Annotated in this window: 3 protein-coding genes; all 3 read left to right on the top strand. The window is 68.8% G+C overall.

Annotated features, from left to right (window positions below):
- Positions 1 to 660: extracellular solute-binding protein (locus SPF06_RS21960; protein ID WP_323281297.1), on the top strand; the 660-nt coding region annotated here is incomplete at its 5' end.
- Between the two features lie 2 nt (positions 661 to 662).
- On the top strand, positions 663 to 1,628 hold the full coding sequence (locus tag SPF06_RS21955) for a carbohydrate ABC transporter permease (protein ID WP_323281296.1): 966 nt from the start codon (positions 663 to 665) through the stop codon (positions 1,626 to 1,628).
- A 56-nt stretch (positions 1,629 to 1,684) separates the two neighbouring features.
- Complete coding sequence (locus SPF06_RS21950) at positions 1,685 to 2,524, top strand: carbohydrate ABC transporter permease (RefSeq protein ID WP_428985818.1); 840 nt, start codon at positions 1,685 to 1,687, stop codon at positions 2,522 to 2,524.
- The last annotated feature ends 5 nt before the right edge of the window (positions 2,525 to 2,529 follow it).

Raw genomic sequence — 2,529 nt, 5'->3', positions numbered from 1 at the left:
GACCCCGCGGCCCAAGGCCGGGGCGGGGGCTGGAAGTGGGGGGCCCCGACCGCCACCTCGGACGCGGTCGTGGAGTCCCTGGACCTGATGGTCGAGCTGGCCAACTCGGGCCTGTCGGCCAAGCCCGACGTCGGGGGCGGGTCGACCCTGCAGGGGCTGTTCTCGAACAACAAGATCGGCATGGCGATCGGCGGCGGGTTCTGGGCCGGCGGCCTGCACAACGCCGGCATGGGCCCGGACACCTTCGACGTGCAGTTCTTCCCGAAGTGGAAGGTCCAGCGCCACCTGTTCGGCACCGGCGGGTACGGGATCTTCGAGTCCTCCAAGAACAAGGACCTGGCCTGGGAGTTCCTGAAGTCCCTCGTGGACCCGTCCGCGATCGGGATCCTGACCGAGGGCAACTCCACGACCCCGTCCCGGAGGTCGATGATGACCGCCGACCGGTACGCGACGACGGGGCCGAAGAACTGGAAGGTCTTCTACGACACCCTGGACAAGTACCCGAACACCGCCCCGATCGCGGCCCCGCCGTACTACAACGCGATGGCGAACGCGCTGAACCAGCGCACCACCGAGGCGATGTCCTCCGGCAGCGCCAGGAACGCCCTCGCCGGGCTGCAGAAGGACCTCGAGTCCGCCGCCGCGGCGGTCGGGAGCTGACCATGTCAGCGCCCGCCGCCCGCGCCGTGCTCCCCGGGGCCGCCCGCCCCGGGGGGCCCCGGCCCGCCAACCGCAGCCGCAATGCCACGCGCGCCCACCGGAGGGAGGCCGCCTTCGGCTGGGCCATGATCTCGCTCTCCGCGGCGACGATCCTGGTGTTCACCGCGGCCCCGATCGTGTTCACCTTCGTCCTGGCGTTCTTCTCCTGGGACATCATCTCCCCGCCGGAGTTCGTCGGCTTCGCCAACTTCGCCCACCTCGCCGGGGACACCGCCGTCGTGCACTCCTTCGGCGTCACCGCCTGGCTCGCGGCCCTGGTGGTCGTGCTGCAGATCGTGATCGGCCTGGCGATGGCGGTCCTGGTCCAGCAGCGGGCCTCGACGTGGGCCCGGTCCATCTTCCGCACCGCGTTCTTCCTGCCCCTGCTGGTCTCGGCCGCGTCGATCTCGATCGTCTTCTCCTACCTCTTCGACGACCACTTCGGCGTGATCAACTACTACCTGGGCCTGCTGGGCCTGCCCCAGATGCAGTGGCTCTCCTCCCCGGCCGGGGCGACCGCGACCATCGTGATCGTGGCCGTGTGGCAGCAGCTGGGCTTCGTGTTCATCCTCTTCACCGCCGCCCTGGGCTCCCTGCCCAAGGACGTCCTCGAGGCCGTCTCCATCGACGGGTCCGGGCCGATCCGGACGTTCTTCGCCATCAAGCTGCCCCTGATCAGCCCGACCATCTTCTTCGCCTCCGTGATCGGGCTGATCAACGCGATGCAGATCTTCGACCAGCCCTACGTCATGACCAAGGGCGGGCCCGGGGACGCGACCACCACCACCGTCATGCTCATCTACCGCACCGCGTTCCAGAACATCCAGTTCGGCTACGGCTCGGCGATCTCCGTCGTCCTGTTCGTGGCGCTGCTGGCCATCACGGGGCTGCAGTTCTACATCTCCCGGAAGTGGGTGTTCTACTCGTGACCGCCATCAAGCCCCCCGCCCTCGGGCCCGCCGTCGCCCCCGCCGCCGCGCGCCGCATCCGGCTCCCGCACGCCGCCCGCCGCAGGGCCTGGCGCGGGGCCGGGCTGGCCCTGCTCGCCGTCATCGCCGCCGGCTTCGTCCTGCCCATCCTCTGGACGGTCTCGACCTCGCTGCGCACCCCCGCCGAGTCCTTCTCCAACCCGCCCCAGTGGATCCCCCTGGCCCCGGTCTGGGAGAACTACACCGCCGTGTTCGAGCAGGTCCCGCTCGCGACCTTCTTCCTCAACAGCGTCATCGTCACCGGCGCGATCGTGGCCCTGCAGCTGATCACCTCCACCATGAGCGGCTACGCCTTCGCCCTGGTCCGCTTCCGCGGCAAGGGCGCCGTGTTCGCCATGGTCCTGGCCACCATGATGGTCCCGGCCCAGACCACGATCATCCCCATCTTCATCCTCATCCGCTACCTCGGCCTGGCCGACAACCTCTCCTCCCTGATCATCCCGGCCATCGGCGGCGCCTTCGGGACCTTCCTCATGCGCCAGTACTTCCTCCAGATGCCCGGCGAGCTCGCCGAGGCCGCCCGCGTCGACGGCGCCTCGAACTGGCAGATCTTCGCCAAGATCTACGCCCCCATCGCCCTGCCCCCCATGGCCACCCTGGCCGTGCTGACCTTCTCCGGCTACTGGAACGAGTTCTTCCGGCCCCTGATCTTCCTCCAGTCCACCAACAACTTCACCCTCCCCCTCGGCCTCGTCTCCCTCCAAGGCAACTTCGGCACCGGCTCCATCAGCATCGTCCTCGCCGGCGTCGTCACCGCCCTCATCCCCTCCATCGCCATCTTCCTCCTCGCCCAGAAATACTTCGTCGAAGGCATCACCACCGGCTCATTCCGCTGACGAAA

It is taken from the genome of Sinomonas terricola, from assembly GCF_034931225.1.
Classification (GTDB): domain Bacteria; phylum Actinomycetota; class Actinomycetes; order Actinomycetales; family Micrococcaceae; genus Sinomonas; species Sinomonas terricola.
Note: the sequence above shows the minus strand (reverse complement) of the source record. Positions and strands in the feature narration are given on the sequence as shown.